Below are 14,394 nucleotides of genomic sequence, written 5' to 3' on the forward strand. Positions count from 1 at the left end.
CGCTGGATGTTCAGCCGCCCGCGCAGGCCTCCACTCCCCTCCCAGCCACCCGTCCGCCAGCCCTTCTGTCAGCCTTGAGCGAACTCGGCTCAACTTTGCTTCCCACCAGCGCTCAACCTGGCAACAATGGAGCCATGACACCGGGCACACCCGCCCGGCACGGATCACAGAGAGGAACCGACATGGCCACCACCTACCGCACCGCCGACCCGCTGCGCGAGCTCGAGCGGCTCTTCACCCCGCTGCGCCAGTCCCCGAGCGCGCCGGGCATGCCCCTGGACCTCTACCGCGCCGGCGACACCTACGTCGCGACGATCGACCTGCCGGGCGTGGACCCGTCCTCGATCGACGTCGACGTCGAGGACCGCACCCTCACCGTGCGCGCCGAACGCCCGGGCGCGGCCCCCGAGGACGCGCAGTGGCTGACCCACGAGCGCCCCGCGGGCACCTTCGCCCGTCAGCTCACGCTCGGCTACGGCGTGGCGCTGGACCGGATCGAGGCGACCTACACCGACGGCGTGCTCACGCTGCGCATCCCGGTCGCCGACGAGGCCCGGGCCCGCAAGATCACCGTCACCCACGGGTCCTCCTCGACCGCGATCGACGCCGAGAGCTCCAGCGACGAGGCGCCGACCGCCTGACCGACCCGGCGCCCGCGCCGGCGGCGCTCCCCGGAGAACCGACTCACCAGAGCGCCGGCTCACCACAGCGTCGCCTCGGCCATGGCATCCCCAGCGGCGGCCGTCCCCAACGGGACGGCCGCCGTCGTCGTCGGTGAGCGGTCGCCGCCGTCGCCGACACCACCGACGGCCACGGGCGCCACGTCGTCGTGCCCGCCTACGATGGCCAGCGTGACCGCCACCGCCACGACGACCGTCAGCACCGCCTACGAGCACCTCCTGCGCCTGGTGATGGAGACCGGCACGCGCAAGTCCGACCGCACCGGCACCGGCACGCGCTCGATCTTCGGCCACCAGCTGCGCTACGACCTCTCGGCCGGCTTCCCGCTGATCACCACCAAGAAGGTGCACCTCAAGTCGATCGTCGGGGAGCTGCTGTGGTTCCTCGCCGGCGACTCGAACGTGCGGTGGCTGCAGGACAACGGCATCCGCATCTGGAACGAGTGGGCAGACGAGGACGGCGAGCTCGGCCCGGTCTACGGCGTGCAGTGGCGCTCATGGCCCACCCCCGACGGGTCGCACATCGACCAGATCAGCGCGGTCCTCGACCAGCTGCGGACCAACCCGGACAGCCGTCGCATGGTGGTCTCGGCCTGGAACGTCGCCGAGCTGGACCAGATGGCGCTCATGCCGTGCCACGTGATGTTCCAGTTCTACGTCGCCGACGGCAAGCTGTCCTGCCAGCTCTACCAGCGCAGCGCCGACCTCTTCCTCGGGGTGCCGTTCAACATCGCCTCCTACGCCCTGCTCACCCACATGGTCGCTGCCCAGGTCGGACTCGAGGTCGGGGACTTCATCTGGACCGGCGGTGACTGCCACGTCTACGACAACCACGTCGAGCAGGTCACCGAGCAGCTCACCCGCGAGCCGCTCCCCTTCCCCACCCTGCGCCTGGCCGAGCGTCCGTCGATCTTCGACCACGAGATCGCCGACGTCGTCGTCGAGGGGTACGACCACCACCCCGCCATCAAGGCGCCGGTCGCGGTCTGAGCGTGGCCGAGCCCGCCGGCCCGGGCGCGATCTGGGCGCAGTCGCTCGACGGCGTCATCGGCGACGGCACCGCGATGCCCTGGCACGTGCCCGAGGACCTCGCGCACTTCCGGGAGGTCACCCGCGGCCACGCCGTCGTGATGGGCCGGCGGACATGGCTCTCCCTGCCCGAGCGGTTCCGCCCGCTGCCGGGGCGGACGAACATCGTGCTCACCTCCGCCGATCCGGCCGGCTTCCCCGGAGCCACCACGACGACGGACCTCGCCGAGGCGCTGCGCCTCGCCGGCCAGGACGGCTGGGTCATGGGCGGCGGGCAGGTCTACGCCGCGACCCTGCCGCACGTGCGCCGCGTGGTGGTGACCGACGTCGACGTCGTGCTCGGGGAGGACCCGACGCTCGTGCGCGCACCGGCGCTCGCGGAGGGCGAGTGGGTGGAGGTCGCCCGGGAGCCGGCAGACGGCTGGCTCACCTCACGCACCGGGACGCGGTACCGGTTCCGGGAGCTGGTCCGCCGCTGACGCGCGCCGCTCCCGGCGTGAGGCCTCACCCCGCGCCGAGCTCGTCGAGCAGGTCGACGGCGGCGCGCATGTAACCGCTGATCCACCGGTCGTGGATGCGCCGGATCGGCATGGGGGCGAGAGTGAGGTGGCGTTCGCGCCCGACCTTGCGGCCCGTCACCAGCCCGGCCCGCTCGAGGACCCGCAGGTGCTGGAGGACGGTGGTGCGGTCGAGCTCGGGCACCGCCTCGGCGAGCGCCCCGGTCGAGCGCCCGCCGTCCTTGAGCACGTCGAGCATCCGACGGCGCACCGGCGAGGCGAGAGCCTTGAAGACGCGGTCGTCGTCCGCGTCCGACCACGCACCGGCCTCACCCCCGTCACCGACGGCGGCAGCCTCGTCCGACCCTTCCGAGGGAACCTCTTCATCCCCCTTGTCATGCCGATCCAACATGTTGTAAAACTATCACATGACCACCGAGACCCAACCCACGTCCTACTCCTTCTCCGTGTCCGGGCGCGTCGCCCGGCCGCCGGCCGAGGTCTACGAGGCCATCGCCGACCCCGACCAGCTCTCCCGCTACTTCACCACCGGCGGCGCCCGTGGGCGCCTCACGGGCGGGACCGAGGTGACCTGGGAGTTCGCCGACTTCCCGGGCCCGTTCCCGGTCACCGTCGTCGAGTCCGACCCGCCGCGGCGCATCGTCATCGAGTGGGAGGCCGCCGACGGCACGGCTCCCGGCGGGACGACCCGCACCACCTTCGAGCTCGAACCGATCGACGACGGCGCCCGCACCCTGGTGACGATCAGCGAGGGCACGTGGCTGCCCACCGAGGCCGGCGCCCGCGCGGCCTTCGACAACTGCGAGGGATGGACGAGCATGCTCCACGCCATGCGCGCCTGGCTCGAGCACGGACTCAACCTGCGCGAGGGCTTCTACCGCTGAGTGAGCGCCGTACCCGACAGCGGGAATGGCCTCGGGAACGACGAAGGCCCGGACCTCTCGGTCCGGGCCTTCGTGGCGCCTTGCGCGTGGTAGCGGGGACAGGATTCGAACCTGCGACCTCCGGGTTATGAGCCCGGCGAGCTACCGAACTGCTCCACCCCGCGGCGACCCCTCAAGATTACGACACGGGAAACAGGGTCTCAACCGATGTGGGCGTGGGACGCCTCACGCTCGCCCCGATCACCACTGCCTCTCCCCTTTCCACGACGACGGCGGGGCCCCGACCACCCAAGGTCGGGGCCCCGCCGTCGTGCGCCGTGCGGTGCGGCTACTGCCCTGCCGGCGCCTCGGCCTCCGCGGAGGGGGCCTCGGACGGCGACTCGACCGGGTCCTCCCCGGTCACGCCGGCGATCTCGGCCTCGGCGGCCAGGGCGTCCTCGACGGCCGCGGCCAGGCGGTCCTGCGCCTCGCCGTACGCCGCCCAGTCACCCGCGGCCATGGCCTCGTTGGACTCGGCCATCGCGGCCCGCATCTCGGCCAGGGCGTCGGTCAGCTGCTGCTGCGCCCCCGCCGGGACCTCGACCGAGCCCGTCGGCTCCTCGGGCTCCGCGCCCTCGGACGGCGACTCGACACCGGCACCCTCGCTGGTCGCCGCGCCGGAGTCGCCCTCGAAGATCTGGTCGAGGGCCTCGTCCAGCGTCGGGGCGAACCCGATCTCGTCGCCGAAGGCCACGAGCACGCGCTGCAGCGTCGGGTAGGCCGTCCCGCCGGAGGACTGGATGTACACCGGCTGGACGTAGAGCAGGCCCTCACCCACCGGCAGGGTGAGCAGGTTGCCCAGCAGCACGTCCGAACCACCCGTCCGCAGCAGGTTGAGCTCGGTGGAGACCTCCGGGTTGGAGTTGAAGTTGTTCTGCACCTGACCGGGCCCGGGCACGGTCGAGTCACGTGGTAGCTCGATCATCCGCAGCTCCCCGTATCCGTCGCGCACCTCCCCCGGGGTGTTGCCCGTCTCGGAGTCGACGGCGAAGAACCCGGTCAGCACGTTCCTCGGGTTCTCACCACCCGGGATGTAGGCGGTCGACAGGGAGAAGGTCGCCTCGTCCTGGCCCGGCATCTGCAGGGTGAGGTAGAACGGCGGCTGCTGGACCCCCTCCCCCGAGGCGGTCGGGTCGGTGGGGATGTTCCAGAAGTCCGACCCGGAGTAGAAGGTCGAGGGATCGGTGACGTGGTACTGCGAGAGCAGGGTCCGCTGCACCTTGAACAGGTCCTCGGGGTAGCGCATGTGCGCCATGAGGTCACCGCTCATCTCCGAGATCGGCTGGATGCCGGCCTCGGGGAACACCGACTGCCACGCCTCGAGGATCGGGTCGGACGTCTCCTCGTCCTCCTGGCCCCACTCGTAGAGCGTCACCGAGCCGTCGTAGGCGTCGACCACGGCCTTGACGGAGTTGCGGATGTAGTTGACCTGCTCGGGGACGTACGCCGTGCCCGCGACGCCGGCCTGCCCCTCGGACAGGGAGTCCTCCGTGGCCTCCTCGAGCGACTCCCGCGCCGAGTAGGGGTAGTCGTTCGACGTCGTGTACCCGTCGACGATCCACACCAGCCGCGAGGGCGTCTCGGGGTCGTCGTCGTCGTCCACGACCGCCGGGTAGGCACGCGAGTCGAGCGTGAGGTACGGGGCGACGCGGGCGATGCGCTCGTGCGGGTCCCGGTGGAAGAGGATCTGCGACTCCGAGGTCACGCGGTCGGAGAACATCAGCTGGACGTCCCCGAAGCGCATGGCGAACATCGCGCGCTCGAAGAAGTTGCCGATCGAGGGACCTCCGTCGCCGGAGAAGGTCGAGCTGACCTGCCCGTTGGGGGCGTCGTCCGAGGGGTAGTCCAGCTCCCAGGGCTCGGTGCCCTCCGGGGCGCCGACCACGGAGTAGAAGTCGGTGTCCTGCCCGAAGTACACGCGCGGCTCGTAATCCCCCAGCGCGCCGCGCGAGGGGATCCCGGACTGGAAGAACAGCGGGCGCCCGTCGGTGTCGAGGGAGTTGCCCTGCGCCGCCACCACGCCGAAACCGTGGGTGTAGACGGTGTGGTCGTTGACCCAGGTGCGCTGCTCGTCGCTCAGGCCGGCGTGGTTGACCTCGCGCACGGAGATGACGGTGTCCTGCATCTCGCCGTCGAGCTCGTAGCGGTCGACGCTCAGCTGGTCGGCGAAGCCGTAGTACTGGCGGATCTGCTGGAGCTGGTCGAAGGTCGGCGAGACGAGGTTGGGGTCCAGGAGCCGGATCTGGGTCGTGGACTGGCTGTCCTGGCCCAGCTGGCCACGCTCGACCTCGGTGACCGGCTCGTAGGCCTCCGTCTGCACGCCGCCGAGCCCGTAGGCCGCCCGTGTGGCCTCGATGTTGCGCTGGATGAACGGCGACTCGGCCTCGATGGCGTTGGGGTCGACCTGGAAGCGCTGGACCACGGCCGGGTAGGCGGTGCCCACGACGACGGCCGCCACCACCATCATCGCGACGCCGGCCGCGGGCAGACGCCAGGTGCCGCGCACGGCCGCGACGACGAACATCACGGCCACCAGCACCGCGATCGCCGCCATGACCCCGCGACCGGGCAGCGCGGCGTTGATGTCCGCGTAGGAGGCGCCGGAGAAGCGCTGGTTGTTGCCCACGAGCAGCGAGTACCGGTCCAGCCAGTACGAGACACCCAGCAGCAGGGTGAAGATCGCGGCGAGGACACCGAGCTGGACACGGGCCCCGCGCGAGACCCGGTCCTCCTTGCGCGCCAGCGACAGCCCGCCGTAGAGGTACTGGGCGACGACCGTGGCCACGAGCGCGAGGACGACGATCGTCAGCAGCACCGAGAGCAGCACCCGCAGCGCGGGCAGGGTGAAGACGAAGAAGCCGATGTCGAGGCCGAACTCGGGGTCCGTCTCGCCGAAGGGCTGGGCGTTGAACCAGAGCATGAGCTCGCGCCAGGAGCCCTGCAGGCGCAGCCCCACGAAGATCGCCGGGAGGAGTGCCGCGGCCACGAACAACAGGCGGCGCCGGGGCTCGATCATGCCGCGGTAGCGGTCGAGGTTGCGTTCCTCGGGCGTCGTCGGTGCGTAGACCTTGCGCGAGCGGTAGGCGATCTCCAGCGCCGCGAGCACGACGCCGGCGGTGACCACGAGGCCGATGAGGAACAGCACCGCGCGGGTGCCCCACTCGCGGTAGACGACTCCCTCGTAGCCGACCTGGTGGTACCAAACGAGCTCGGTCCAGACCTGGGCGAAGGCGAACACCAGGGCGGCGATCACGCCGATGACGATGACCGTCAGGGCGAGAGTGCCGACCGTGCGCTCGTTGTTGCTGGAGCCCGAGCCCGGGCGCTGTGGCCGGCCCGGTCGGGAGATCGGTGGGATGGTCACGCGGAAGGCACCTCGGGAGTGTCGTTCGATCGGCCCGACGTCGGGCCCGCCGCCTGTCGGCGGTCCACTCCAGGGTAATTGGTGCGGGCCCTTCGCGGACGCCGCGTCCGGTCCTTCTCCGGTGGCGCAGCCCACGCACGGGGCCCGGGGCGACGGCGGTGGCCGCCACCGGCGCGTGCGCGCCCCTCGCGGTGCGCGAGGATGGTGCCATGACCGACCCGCTCACCCCCGCCGCACCGGGGCCCTCCCCCGACGACGCCGACCCGGCGGCGCCCGCCGCACCCTCCCCCCGGCAGTCGGCGGTGCGCGCCGCCGTCCTCGACCTCGAGCGGCACGCCGCGCGTGTGGGTTGGGACGGTCCCGTCATCGTCGCCGCGCTCGTGCGCACCGGCGAGGCGCTCGCGGCCGACCCGTCGATCGAGGTCACCCTGGGGGCCGAGGCGGTGGTGGCCGGGCGCTCGGACCCCGAGCACCTCTTCGCCGTCGAGCAGGAGGGGCTGCCGGAGTCCGAGACCCTCGAGGAGCTCCTCGGACAGCTGGCCTGGCCCGAGCAGGTCGCGGGGGCGGCCATCGTCGTCGAGCGGATCGTCGTGCCGCCCGAGGCGGAGGCGGGGCTGCCCGCCGACCCCGAGGAGTCCCTGGCCTCGCTGCGTGCGCACCCGGCGCGCGAGGACGTGCGGATGGCGGTGGGCGTGCTGCGCTCGGGCGAGTCGTGGTGCGCGCTGCGCACGCGGTCCAACGACGAGGACCTCATGGTGGCCGGCTCCCCCGACGCCGTGCCCGGCCTCGTGCACGCGCTCGCGGCGACGCTGGGCTGACCCGCGGGTCCAGGCTCGGGCTCAGCCCTCGGCGGCCTCGCAGGTGGGGAGGTCCTCGCCGCGGCCCGCGGCGATCTCCTCGACGGCGTGGCGGGCCTCGTCCAGGGTGGCCACCCGCACGACCCGCAGGCCGTCGGGCTCGTAGCCGATCGTCTCGGCGCAGTTGGCGGCGGGCGCGAGGAACCAGTCCGCGCCGTCGTCCGCCGCGCCGACCATCTTCATCCGGATCCCGCCGATCGCGCCGACGCGGCCGGCGAGGTCCATGGTCCCGGTGCCGGCCACGACCTCGCCCCCGGTCAGCTCACCCTCGGTGAGCAGGTCGATGATGGCCAGGGCGAACATCGTCCCGGCCGAAGGGCCACCGATGCGGTCGATGTCGAAGGCGATGTCCACCGGCACCTCGGGGTCGGGCAGGATCCCGACGCCGAGCAGCGAACCCTCCTGGACGGGCTGCCCGTCGGCGTTCACCGGCGGCGCGGTGGTGACGACGTCGAGCACCTCCTCGGCGCCGTCGCGCTCGACCTGCAGCTGGACGGTCTGACCCGGCGCCACCTCGGCGAGCATGCCGACGAGCTCGCCGTAGTCGGCCACCCCGACGACCTCCTCGCCGGGCACGCCCAGGCCGGTGATGACGTCGTCGACCTCGACCTCGCCCGCGGCGCCCGAGCCCTCGGCGACCTGCGAGACGGTGAGCGTCATCGGCACGTCGTAGCCGAGCTCGGTCAGCGCGGCGACGGTTGCGTTGGTCTGCGAGGAGAGCATCTGGGCCTGGCCGCGCTCGGCGATCTGCTCCTGCGTGTCGGCGGGGGCGAAGAGCGCCTCCCTCGGAACGACGACCTCCGAGCTCAGGACCCAGGACCGGATGACGTCCCCGGCGGTGACCGGGTGGCCGGGCCCGCCGAGCGTGGAGACGGTGGTCAGGCGCAGCTCGCCGCTCGTGTCGTAGGTCTCCGCCCCCTCGACGGTGATGAGCGGGTGGTCGTTCATCTCACCGAGGGTGTCCACGGTGGGGCCGGGCCGCTCGACGGCGTACGGCAGCGGGAGCAGCATGAGCACCAGCAGCAGGACCATCGACAGGGCGCCGGAGATCGCCAGCGTCAGCGTGCGGGCGGTGAGCACGACCCGGCCCGGGTCCTCCTCCCGGGCGCCCGTCCCGTGCGCGGGCGGCTCGTACGGGTCGGAGGGGGACGCGGTCTCGTCGCGCCGGTAGGGATGGGACACCCCGACATCATGCCTCCCACCCGTCCGCTCCGCGGGTCCCGGCGGTGGGCAGCATCCGTCGTCCCCGTCACCGCGGGTGCGGGGGCCGACGGTGGGCCCCGACGACGGGTGCGCCGAGGTGGGTGGGTGCTGCGCCGTCGGGACGTGCTCCGCCGTGGGCGAACCGATCCCGACCGCGGGCCGCGGGCGCACTACGTTGGGAGCCCGACCGACGCCGAGGAGTGCCATGAGCCAGGACCCCGCCCCGCGCGAGCCCGACGACGGCGACCGGACCAGCTGGGAGGAGATGCTCCGCTCGATGCTGGGCCCCGAGGCCGCAGAGCAGGCGGTCAGCGCCATGCGCCAGGCCGGCATGGACCCGGCCGCCATGGGGCAGGCCGCCGGCCTGCCCGGCGACGCCTCCGCGCTCGGCCCGCTGTTCGCCCAGGTCCAGGCGATGATGCGCCCCGACGGCAGTGGCCCCGTCAACTGGCGCCTGGCCACCGACCTCGCGCGCCGCACGGCGGCCACGGGCGGTGACCCGTCGGTGTCCACCGCGCAGGCCGACGCCGTGCGCGGCGCCCTGCAGGCCGCCGACCTCTGGCTCGACGTCGCCACCGACCTCCCGCCGGCGGGCGGCCCGCGCGAGGCGCTGGGCCGGGTGCAGTGGGTCGACCGCACGCTGGAGACCTTCCGCACCCTCGCCGAGCCCGTGGCGGCCTCGATGTCCCGGGCGCTGGCCGACGCGATCGGCCGGCAGATCGAGGACGCGCCCGAGGAGCTCAAGGCGTTCGGCGCCCAGCTCGGCGGCGAGGGCGGCCTGCTCGGGCAGATCGGCCAGGCCGTGTACGGGATGCAGCTCGGCCAGGCGGTCGGGACGCTGGCCCGTGAGGCCCTGGGCACCACGGACGTCTCGGTCCCGCTGCTCGCCGAGCCCGGCGCCGCGCTCGTGCCGGCCAACGTGGCCGACTTCGCCGAGGGCCTGGACGTCCCGCTGGACGAGGTGCGCCTCTTCCTCGCGGTGCGCGAGCTCGCCCACGCCCGCGTGTTCGCCCACTCCCCGTGGCTGCGATCCGGAGTCGAGGACGCGGTGGGCGCCTACGCGCGGGCCATCACGATCGACACCACGAAGATCGAGGAGGCCGTGCAGTCGGTCGACCCCACCGATCCCGAGGCGCTGCGCGGCGCGATGTCCGGCGGCGTCTTCGACCAGGAGAACACCCCCGAGCAGGAGGCCGCGCTCAGCCGCCTGGCCACGCTGCTCGCGCTCGTCGAGGGCTGGGTCGAGGAGGTCACCGCGCAGGCGGTGGCCCCGCACCTGCCGCACGCCGTCCAGCTGCGGGAGATGCTGCGCCGCCGGCGCGCGGCCGGCGGGCCCGCCGAGCAGACGTTCTCCACGCTCGTCGGCCTCGAGCTGCGGCCGCGGAGCCTGCGCGAGGCCGCCCGGCTGTGGGAGCTCTACGGCGCCGAGCGGGGGCAGAGCGCGCGCGACGAGCTGTGGTCGCACCCGGACGTGCTGCCCACCGCCGAGGAGCTCGCCGACCCGGAGGGCTTCGCCGCCGGCCGGGACAGGGCGGCGGAGGAGACCTCCGAGCTCGACTCCTTCCTCGCCGGGCTGTTCGCCGAGGAGGACGGCGCGGCCGCGGCCGCAGGTACGGACGTCGGCGACGGCGACGGCGACGGCGACGGCGACGGCGAGGCTCGCGCGGACGAGTCGGGTACGGACGACTCCGACGATCCCGCAGGTCCCGAGCAAGCCTGAGCAGGATCTCCGCGGCGGGCGGCTCGACGTCGAGGTCGGCGCGTCGCCGGGGAATCCCGGCTCCGGTCCGGCACCTGGGGACAACCGCAGCGAGGCGACCCTCATCGTTGGCACGCTCGGGCCAAGGGGGTGGTCGAGATGCGACTGGTGGCCGGGCTGGACGTGCTGTGGCGCCGTGCGGGTTCCTCGCAGGTGGGCAGCGACCCACGGTGCGCGGTGGTGCTCGACGACCTCTCGCCGGCCGAGCAACGACTGCTCGAGGCCCTGACCTGGTCCCCCTCCCTCGCCGACCTACGCCGGCTCGGCGCCGCCGAGGGACTCGAGGCGGCCCTGGTCGACCGGCTCGTCGAGCTGCTGGCCGGCGCCGGCGCGGTCACCGACCTGGGCTCCGTCGTCTCGGGCAGCCGGGAGATCGCCCGGCGTCCGGTCGGCGACGGGTCCACCGGGGACGCGCAGTGGCACGAGCGGTCGGCGCTCGCCGGTCTCGCGCCTCCGGCGGGGCGCGACGCGGCGGTGGTCGCCCTCACCGGGCTGGGCCGGACGGGGGCGCTGACGGCGGCCGGTCTGGCGGCCGCCGGGGTCGGCACGCTCCTGCTCTCGGACCCCCAGCCGGTGCTGTCCACCGACGTCCTGCCCTACCGGAGGATCGACGTCGGTCATCCGCGGGCGACGCGGGCCGCCGAGGACCTGCGCGCGGCGGTGCCGGGGCTGCGGGTCACGGCGCCGGCCGGGACCCGGCCCGACCTCGTCGTCGCCGTCACCCACCGGGTCGTCGACCCGGTGCTGCTGAGGCGCCTCGCCCAGGAGGACGTGCCGCACCTGGTGGTGGTCGTCGGAGAGCTCGGCACCGTCGTCGGCCCGCTCGTGCGGCCCGGTCACGGACCGTGCACGCAGTGCCTCGACCTCGCGCGGGCGGACGCCGACCGCTCCTGGCCGGCGGTCGCCACCCAGCTGCGGGTGCTCCCCGACCCGGCCGAGTCCTACGCGCTGGCAAGCTGGGCGGCCGCGAGCGCGACCCGCGCCGCGCTCGGTCATCTGGACGCCCCGGGCGAGCCGCACCCGCTGACGGGCGCGTCCGTCGAGCTCGACCTCGACGGCGGCGAGCTGCGACGCGAGTGGCCGGTCCACCCGGGGTGCGGGTGCGCCGGCCCGGACCCGGTGCGGGGGTCCGGACCGGCGTCGGTGGGCGGGTGAGCCTAGGCCGCCTCGCTCTTGCGCGGACGGCCACGGCCCCGCTTGGTGGCCACGACGACGCCGTCGACGAAGACCTGGCCGCCCCACACGCCCCAGGGCTCCTCCCGCTCGATCGCGCCGGCGAGGCAGGCGTCGAGCAGCGGGCAGGGTCCGCACGCGGCCTTGGCCGCCTCGACGTCCGCGGTCCGCTCGGCGAACCACAGGTCGGGGTCGTCCGCGGAGAGGCAGGGCAGGGACGTCTCCGGCGTGTCCTGGGCGGCAGCGCCGGCGGGGCGCTGGATACCCACGACGACGGGCCGGGTCGTCGTGGTCGAGGAGGGTCGGTGGTACGCAGTCGACTGCGTAGTCATGAAGTGCTCCGGTAGTGCGTCGGTGTCCGGCGGTGGACGGCGACGAGGCCGTCGGGAGGTCCCGACGGTGCACGCGGAGCGTGTCAGCCCAGGTCGGGACGGGAGTGCGCGATGCTTCGCGCGGCGCCTCGGGGGCGCAGGAGGACAGAGCTGTCCCCTGCGCGGGGCCGGCGATCGCCCATGCGGAGGTCATGCGGGGTCACCGCCGCATAGTCATCGCCGGCCATCGTCGGCTCGGTGTCGAAGCAGTTCCACATGAGTCTCACCTCCACATTCGCTCCCGGGGGATCGTCACGGCTGGCTAGACCCGATCCCGTTCAACACGGACATCTGCGACAGTAGGCGGCCTGCTTGCAGGGGGCAAGGGATTTAACGACGAGTTTTGCGACCTTCCCCGAATCGCTCTCCGACTCACTGTCCGGTGCGGGCGAACCACTCCTCGGCGTCGACCTCCTCGCCACGCACGACGGCGAGGACCTGACCGCCGAACCGGTCGAGCTTGGTGGCCCCGACCCCGCGGATGAGGCCGAGCTGGCGCAGGTCCGCGGGCCGCTGGACGGCGATCTCCTGCAGCGTCGCGTCGGGCAGCACGGTGTAGGCGGGCCAGCCCCGCAGGCGGGCGACCTCGGTGCGCCAGGAGCGCAGGCGTTCGAAGAGCTCGACGGCCTCGGGGTGCTCGGTCGCGAAGGCCTCCGACCGTGCCTTGGCCGCCGCCCGCTTGCCGGTCCCCGATCGTGCCGGGCCGCGGCCGCCCCGCTCGTCGTCCGGCCACATGCCGTCGAGGAACCGCGAGCGCTTCCGGCTCGCACGCCCGCCGACCTGCCGGGCGCGGGCAAAGCTGAGCTCGAGGTGCTCGCGCGCGCGGGTCACGCCGACGTAGAGGAGGCGGCGTTCCTCGGCGATCTCGGCGTAGTCGCCGGCGTGGGAGATCGGCAGCAGCCCCTCGGAGACGCCGACGAGGAAGACGGCGTCCCACTCCAGGCCCTTGGCCGCGTGCAAGGAGGCCAGGGTGACGCCCTCGACCGTGGGTGCGTGCTGGGCCGAGGCCCGCTCGTCGAGCTCGGCCACGAAGGCGCCGATGTCGGCCTGCCGGGTGGCAGCGAGGTCGTCGGCGAGCTGGACGAGGGAGTCCAGCGCGTCCCAGCGCTCGCGCGCCGCACCGCGCTGGGCGGGCGGCTCGGGGCTCCAGCCGGCGCCCGAGAGCAGGTCGCGGACGGTGGGGCCGAGCTCGGCGTCGGCCATCGTGCGCACGGCGCCACGCAGCAGGACGATCGCCTCGCGGACCTCCCGGCGCGAGAAGAAGCGCTCGCCGCCGCGCAGGAGGTAGCCGATGCCGCGCTCGGCGAGCGCCTGCTCGAGGGCCTCGGACTGGCCGTTGGTGCGGAACAGGACGGCGATCTCGCTCAGCGCCACGCCGGCGTCGCGCAGCTCGCCGATGCGGCGGGCGACGCCGGCGGCCTCGGCGGCGTCGTCGTCGTAGGTCTCGTAGCGCACCGGCACCGAGGAGGGCCGCTGGGCGACGAGCTCGACGGCGGCGCGGTCCCGGTCGCTGCCGGCGCGGGCGAGGATCTCGTTGGCCACCCGCACCACCTGGGGCGTGGAGCGGTAGTCGCGCACGAGCCGTACGACCGCCGCCCCCGGGTACCGCTTGGGGAACTCGGTGAGGAAGCGCGGGGTGGCGCCGGTGAACGAGTAGATCGTCTGGCTGACGTCCCCGACGACGCACAGCTCCTTGCTCTCCCCCAGCCACAGGTCGAGCAGCCGCTGCTGCAGCGGGGAGACGTCCTGGTACTCGTCGACGACGAAGCGGTTGTACTGACCGCGCACCTCGTCGCGCACGTCGGTGCGCTCGATGAGCATGGCGACCATCGACAGCAGGACGTCCTCGAAGTCGATGACACCCCGGTCGGTCTTCACCGACTCGTAGAGCTCGAGGAGCCGGGCGATGGTGGCGCGGTCGTGGCCGCCGACCTCGTCGCGGTCGCCGCGCGCCGCCGCCCGCGGGTAGTCCTCGGGGGTGACCAGGGAGACCTTGGCCCACTCGACCTCGGCGGCGAGGTCCCGCACCGTCACCCGGTCCGCCCCCAGGCCGAGGCGCCCGGCCGCCTCGGCGACGAGGGAGGCCTTGTGCGGGACGATCTGCGGGACCTGCCCGCCGACGACGCGCGGCCAGAAGTAGGACAGCTGGCGCAGCGCCGCGGAGTGGAAGGTCCGGGCCTGGACGGCGCCGGCGCCCAGGTCACGCAGGCGGGAGCGCAGCTCGCCGGCGGCGCGGGCCGTGAAGGTGACGGCCAGCAGGCGGCGGGGGTCGTAGGTACCGACGCGCACGCCGTGCGCGATGCGGTAGGTGATCGCGCGGGTCTTGCCGGTGCCGGCGCCGGCGAGCACGCACAACGGGCCGGTGAGGTGCTCGGCGACCGCCCGCTGGTCCGGGTCGAGCGCCTCGAGGAGCTCGGCGGGGTCAGGGGCGGGGATCTGGTCATGCGGCGCGGACATCGCGGCCAGTGTCTCAGGACCGGCCGACACCCGGACCCGGGGCTGTGGACGACCCGCGCC

General features: G+C 73.7%; 12 protein-coding genes and 1 tRNA gene. 7 read left to right on the forward strand and 6 right to left on the reverse strand.

Going from position 1 to position 14,394, the window contains the following annotated elements:
* Nucleotides 1-182: 182 nt before the first annotated feature.
* From AC3D3D_RS04590 to AC3D3D_RS04600, 3 genes are all read left to right on the forward strand, one after another.
* Nucleotides 183-641: an Hsp20/alpha crystallin family protein gene (locus AC3D3D_RS04590; RefSeq protein WP_463661331.1), complete on the forward strand. Its 459-nt coding sequence runs from the start codon at nt 183-185 to the stop codon at nt 639-641.
* Nucleotides 642-911: 270 nt separating this feature from the next.
* Entirely contained in the window at nt 912-1,670 is a 759-nt protein-coding gene (locus AC3D3D_RS04595) for a thymidylate synthase (protein ID WP_463661359.1), read from the forward strand.
* 2 nt (nt 1,671-1,672) lie between these two features.
* On the forward strand, nt 1,673-2,188 hold the full coding sequence (locus AC3D3D_RS04600; RefSeq protein WP_463661330.1) for a dihydrofolate reductase: 516 nt from the start codon (nt 1,673-1,675) through the stop codon (nt 2,186-2,188).
* Nucleotides 2,189-2,213: 25 nt separating this feature from the next.
* Here the strand turns inward: AC3D3D_RS04600 and AC3D3D_RS04605 are convergent, their stop codons facing one another.
* Nucleotides 2,214-2,618, reverse strand: a complete 405-nt coding sequence (locus AC3D3D_RS04605) for an ArsR/SmtB family transcription factor (protein WP_463661329.1) — start codon at nt 2,616-2,618, stop codon at nt 2,214-2,216.
* Nucleotides 2,619-2,634: 16 nt separating this feature from the next.
* On the opposite strand from AC3D3D_RS04605, the gene AC3D3D_RS04610 reads away from it, so the two are divergent.
* Nucleotides 2,635-3,111, forward strand: coding sequence for an SRPBCC domain-containing protein (locus AC3D3D_RS04610; protein WP_463661328.1), 477 nt, complete (start codon nt 2,635-2,637; stop codon nt 3,109-3,111).
* Nucleotides 3,112-3,198: 87 nt separating this feature from the next.
* Here the strand turns inward: AC3D3D_RS04610 and AC3D3D_RS04615 are convergent.
* Together AC3D3D_RS04615 and AC3D3D_RS04620 are read right to left on the reverse strand one after the other, a co-directional pair.
* Nucleotides 3,199-3,275, reverse strand: a tRNA-Met gene (locus AC3D3D_RS04615).
* A gap of 164 nt (nt 3,276-3,439) precedes the next feature.
* Nucleotides 3,440-6,514: a UPF0182 family membrane protein gene (locus AC3D3D_RS04620; protein WP_463661327.1), complete on the reverse strand. Its 3,075-nt coding sequence runs from the start codon at nt 6,512-6,514 to the stop codon at nt 3,440-3,442.
* Nucleotides 6,515-6,723: 209 nt separating this feature from the next.
* On the opposite strand from AC3D3D_RS04620, the gene AC3D3D_RS04625 reads away from it, so the two are divergent.
* Nucleotides 6,724-7,332 carry a PPA1309 family protein gene (locus AC3D3D_RS04625; RefSeq protein ID WP_463661326.1) on the forward strand — a complete coding sequence of 203 codons (609 nt, stop codon included), beginning with the start codon at nt 6,724-6,726 and terminating at the stop codon, nt 7,330-7,332.
* Nucleotides 7,333-7,353: 21 nt separating this feature from the next.
* Here the strand turns inward: AC3D3D_RS04625 and AC3D3D_RS04630 are convergent, their stop codons facing one another.
* A complete protein-coding gene (locus AC3D3D_RS04630) occupies nt 7,354-8,553 on the reverse strand; it encodes a YlbL family protein (RefSeq protein ID WP_463661325.1) in 1,200 nt (399 codons plus the stop codon).
* A 226-nt stretch (nt 8,554-8,779) separates the two neighbouring features.
* On the opposite strand from AC3D3D_RS04630, the gene AC3D3D_RS04635 reads away from it, so the two are divergent.
* Together AC3D3D_RS04635 and AC3D3D_RS04640 are read left to right on the forward strand one after the other, a co-directional pair.
* Nucleotides 8,780-10,294, forward strand: a complete 1,515-nt coding sequence (locus AC3D3D_RS04635; protein WP_463661324.1) for a zinc-dependent metalloprotease — start codon at nt 8,780-8,782, stop codon at nt 10,292-10,294.
* Nucleotides 10,295-10,432: 138 nt separating this feature from the next.
* On the forward strand, nt 10,433-11,488 hold the full coding sequence (locus tag AC3D3D_RS04640) for a thiamine biosynthesis protein ThiF (RefSeq protein ID WP_488512456.1): 1,056 nt from the start codon (nt 10,433-10,435) through the stop codon (nt 11,486-11,488).
* Nucleotides 11,489-11,490: 2 nt separating this feature from the next.
* On the opposite strand, the gene AC3D3D_RS04645 is transcribed toward AC3D3D_RS04640, so the two are convergent.
* Both AC3D3D_RS04645 and AC3D3D_RS04650 read right to left on the reverse strand, forming a co-directional pair.
* Nucleotides 11,491-11,838, reverse strand: coding sequence for a WhiB family transcriptional regulator (locus AC3D3D_RS04645; protein ID WP_463661322.1), 348 nt, complete (start codon nt 11,836-11,838; stop codon nt 11,491-11,493).
* 411 nt (nt 11,839-12,249) lie between these two features.
* Nucleotides 12,250-14,334 carry an ATP-dependent DNA helicase UvrD2 gene (locus AC3D3D_RS04650; RefSeq protein WP_463661321.1) on the reverse strand — a complete coding sequence of 695 codons (2,085 nt, stop codon included), beginning with the start codon at nt 14,332-14,334 and terminating at the stop codon, nt 12,250-12,252.
* Between the last annotated feature and the right edge of the window lie 60 nt (nt 14,335-14,394).

It is taken from the genome of Georgenia sp. X1117 (assembly GCF_057784635.1).

Bases quoted from the DNA above. Each gene is read 5' to 3' on its own strand.
- AC3D3D_RS04590 (WP_463661331.1), top strand. From the start codon at position 183: ATGGCCACCACCTACCGCACCGCCGACCCGCTGCGCGAGCTCGAGCGG.
- AC3D3D_RS04595 (WP_463661359.1), top strand. From the start codon at position 912: ATGGAGACCGGCACGCGCAAGTCCGACCGCACCGGCACCGGCACGCGC.
- AC3D3D_RS04605 (WP_463661329.1), bottom strand. From the start codon at position 2,618: ATGTTGGATCGGCATGACAAGGGGGATGAAGAGGTTCCCTCGGAAGGG.
- AC3D3D_RS04610 (WP_463661328.1), top strand. From the start codon at position 2,635: ATGACCACCGAGACCCAACCCACGTCCTACTCCTTCTCCGTGTCCGGG.
- AC3D3D_RS04625 (WP_463661326.1), top strand. From the start codon at position 6,724: ATGACCGACCCGCTCACCCCCGCCGCACCGGGGCCCTCCCCCGACGAC.
- AC3D3D_RS04635 (WP_463661324.1), top strand. From the start codon at position 8,780: ATGAGCCAGGACCCCGCCCCGCGCGAGCCCGACGACGGCGACCGGACC.
- AC3D3D_RS04640 (WP_488512456.1), top strand. From the start codon at position 10,433: ATGCGACTGGTGGCCGGGCTGGACGTGCTGTGGCGCCGTGCGGGTTCC.
- AC3D3D_RS04645 (WP_463661322.1), bottom strand. From the start codon at position 11,838: ATGACTACGCAGTCGACTGCGTACCACCGACCCTCCTCGACCACGACG.
- AC3D3D_RS04650 (WP_463661321.1), bottom strand. From the start codon at position 14,334: ATGTCCGCGCCGCATGACCAGATCCCCGCCCCTGACCCCGCCGAGCTC.